Genomic DNA, 3,285 nt, shown 5'->3' with positions numbered 1-3,285 from the left:
CTAACCGTGGTTGATTTAAGGTGATGATATAAGATTCTCTTATCAACATCACTTTATTTATAAGGATGTTTGACAATCAAAATATTATCTAACGTATCATTTGCACAACAACGTGTTGATTGTTGATGCTGACTTAATACTTTTATAATAATGAAAATAGAATTTGGTTTAGAAAATTTTATGTATAGTTGGTTTAAGTAAGATGAAAGCTTTTACTTTATATCATCATGATGTCTAACTATATCGATAAACACTAATAAATAGGGGCGTTATATTATGGATATTACCAGTCATTTGACTAGAACAGTGAGCCCAGCAGTACTAGAAGATGACCATAGTCCAGCTAAGAAAAATTTACTTGAACAGTTTTATGCTATTTTTGCGGCTCGCTTAGCGGACAGTAGTACTTATAACCGTTTTGCCGATGAAAATATCGCTCGTGATGACCAAGCATTTTATGACCGTGTATGGACCGATGGCTCACAACGTGATCAAATTGCTCGTGAGTTGGCGGGTAAGCATGATGTCGATGCGACAGCCTCTCGTGGATTGATTGCGATGGCCGCACCACTTGCCTTTTATGAAATCAAAAGTTTGGCAGGTAGTACGCCTGTGCCGCAATTTTTGAGTGATAATCTTGCCAGCTACCAACACCATATACCTGCATGGGCAAGCACTGTATTACTGGGAACTATATCAGCTAGCACAGCGGCAGTTGAAGAACCTCTTGCTGATACGGTCAGTACCACTACAGCACCACAGCCACAGCAAGAAGAGCAACAAGGTGGGTTTTTGAAAGCACTATTGCCAATCATTGGTTTGATTATTTTGAGTGCATTGGCTTGGGCGTTACTGCGTGGTTGCCAAGAAAACCCTGAGCCTGTTGCCACGCCAGCCATGTCACAACAGATAGCAGGTGCAAGTAATGTAGAAGCGGCTTCATTACGTGTGGCCACAGATGAAAACAGTGAATTGTATGCTTGTCGTATGAGTGTGGGCGATGAAACGCTACAGACCAACGTAATGGCTGCGCTCACTGCTGCATTTGGTGATGAAGCCAATAAGTGTCGTGCTGATGTTGATGATCATTTTACGGTAGACATGCCAGTAGCAGCTCAGCTTACGACTGTTTTGCCTATTCTAAAAAGTGTACCAAATGCTAGTATGATTATTGAAGGTGACACTATCACTGTCAATACGTCTGATGCGTTAGCATTGGACAAGCTAATAGCTGACTTAAAAGCAGCGGCGCCAGCGATGAAAGTGCAGGCTGAGAGGCCATTAGACTTAAAAGATGAGATAGAGAGTAGTTTGTTCGCTGCAACTAATGCGATGAAAAATCTTGGTGACAATCCAGATCCAAGTGATGTGGCTCGTGCATTAAGTGTTCAGATTATTAATTTTTCCGTAGATGACGCAACGCTGCCGGAGGTAAATAAAGAGTTACTTGATCAGGCCACCAAAATTATCGCCGAAGTGCCAGATATCAAGCTGATGATTATCGGTCATACAGATGGTCAGGGATCGGATGATCATAATAATGAGCTGTCTCGTGAGCGTGCCAACGCCGTCAAAGAATATTTAGTATCGCAAGGTGTCGATACCAATAAGCTTACGACGAGAGGTATGGGTGAGTCAGAACCTATCGCTGATAACTCGACTGAGCAAGGGCGTTTTCACAATCGTCGCATTGAGTTTGTTGTCAATGATGAGCCTAGCAGTGCGAATGATGGCATGACCATCAATAATGAGTCGCTTGATCCAGATTTAAATCCTCTTGATAGTGATAATGATGACATGCTACCAGATAGTGATGATGTTACTCAAGATATGGATGTAGACACAGCAAACTAATCTATAATATTTTGAGTGAAAATAGTTCATGATGGAAAAATCGCACTTTATAAAAGTGCGGTTTTTGTTTTTTTATATTTGCCATTCTATTATTTATGGATATTTCACAAGCCCTACTTATATGCCGTAGGGTCTTTGGCACTGTCATGATTATTTGTCGCTTGCGGCTCAGGTTTTGTGTCAAAAAAGGTTTGAGTCACATTCTGTTTGGCTTGTTGCCAATATTCAAATTGCTGGCAGGTAGATTCCAGATCTCCTTGCCATAGTGGAATATTGCCACACATGGTTTTGATACGATTTTGATTGGGGTAGGGCAACTCTTGTGCCGCTTCAGCTGCTTCATGGGCGGCGACTCGATCATTACAAACTAGTGCGATATCACAACCTGCTTCAATAGCGGCTTTTACACGTGCGCTGACGTCACCTGCTGCTTGAGCACCTGCCATACATAAATCATCAGAGAATAAAACGCCATTAAAATCGAGTTGATCACGGATAATGTCTTTTAGCCAAATCTTGGAGAATCCTGCTGGTTGGTCATCGACTTGCGAAAAAATAACGTGAGCAGGCATTAAAGCATCGAGCCATGGCAGTGTTTGTGCAAAAGGCTGCATATCACTCTGCATAATCTCGTCCAAACTACGTGTATCTACTGCTTCAGCTACGTGTGAATCAGGAGCAATGGCGCCATGACCAGGGAAGTGCTTGCCTGTAGTTGCCATACCCGCTGCTTTCATGCCGCGCATAAACTGAGTTGCCAACGCAATAATGGCTTGTGGCTCCTGATGAAAGCTACGGTCACCAATCACTTGACTAATACCATCTCTATCAAGCACAGGAGCAAAGCTCAAATCCACCCCAACAGCCAACACTTCTGTGGCCATCAAATAACCACAATCGTAAGCACAGTTCAATGCACGGTTTGGGTCTCGGTTAAATAACTCACCCAGTCTGCCCATCGCTGGTAATGGCGTAAAGCCATTACGTAGCCGAGCGACCCGACCACCTTCTTGGTCGACACCGATTAATATATCAGGATTGTGATAGCGTATATCGTCACACAATGCTCGCACTTGCGCGGCATCTGCGACGTTTCGGGCAAATAAAATAACGCCGCCAACTTGTGCTTGTTTGATTAGGCTAACATCTTCATTCGTCAGTGAGGTACTATCGATATCAATCATTAAGACGCCGTACATTGCGTAATCCTTATGGTGTTATATGATGGGTAATGCTAAAACAAGCATGAACAGTCAATATGTTCTTATTATGACAGTTATTATTAATTGAGCATAATATGGCAGACTGATGAATCCAAATCAATTTGTATAGTCAGTGAGCTACCAAACCGCTACGGTGTTATTCTCCTTAGATATGCAATCTGCAGTCGGCTGCTTTGTATCTATTTTAGAATTGTTTGACTGCAGGTAG

The 3,285-nt window shown here is 42.5% G+C and carries 2 protein-coding genes; one reads left to right on the top strand and one right to left on the bottom strand.

From position 1 onward, the window contains the following. The first annotated feature begins 276 nt into the window (after positions 1 to 276). Positions 277 to 1,854 carry an OmpA family protein gene (locus ACT3SX_RS14480; protein WP_192519164.1) on the top strand — a complete coding sequence of 526 codons (1,578 nt, stop codon included), beginning with the start codon at positions 277 to 279 and terminating at the stop codon, positions 1,852 to 1,854. A 113-nt stretch (positions 1,855 to 1,967) separates the two neighbouring features. On the opposite strand, the gene nagZ is transcribed toward ACT3SX_RS14480, so the two are convergent. After that, a complete protein-coding gene (gene nagZ, locus ACT3SX_RS14475) occupies positions 1,968 to 3,053 on the bottom strand; it encodes a beta-N-acetylhexosaminidase (protein WP_192519165.1) in 1,086 nt (361 codons plus the stop codon). Between the last annotated feature and the right edge of the window lie 232 nt (positions 3,054 to 3,285).

Source organism: Psychrobacter sp. AOP31-B2-9 (assembly GCF_052378005.1).
Taxonomy (GTDB): Bacteria; Pseudomonadota; Gammaproteobacteria; order Pseudomonadales; family Moraxellaceae; genus Psychrobacter.
The sequence above is the reverse complement of the archived record's forward strand: the minus strand, read 5'-3'. Positions and strand labels throughout refer to the sequence as shown.